At 36.8% G+C, this 272-nt stretch carries 1 pseudogene; it reads left to right on the forward strand.

The features are described from left to right. Positions 1 to 272 (forward strand): annotated as a pseudogene (locus tag ACG9ZB_RS17360) (TonB-dependent siderophore receptor); the annotation flags it as partial.

Consider the following 272-nt stretch of genomic DNA (forward strand, 5'->3'; position numbering starts at 1 on the left):
CTTTAATGCCAATGCAAAATTGGCATATAGTCGGGTTGATACTATTAATCTATTTGCACAAGCAAAACATGAATTTGAAAATCGTTGGAATTTGCAGGCAAACTATAACTATACACAACAGCAAATTAAGTCGCTGTTTGGGGTGATCGGTGTAGCCTCAGTCAATTATTCTGATCAGGATGTCATCAAAGGTACAACAACTTATAAAGCACATTATGCATCTCTCGCCGCCTCACAAAATAATTTCAATCCCGAAGAACATAGTTTAGATG

Source organism: Acinetobacter johnsonii (assembly GCF_048551975.1).
Taxonomy (GTDB): domain Bacteria; phylum Pseudomonadota; class Gammaproteobacteria; order Pseudomonadales; family Moraxellaceae; genus Acinetobacter; species Acinetobacter johnsonii_A.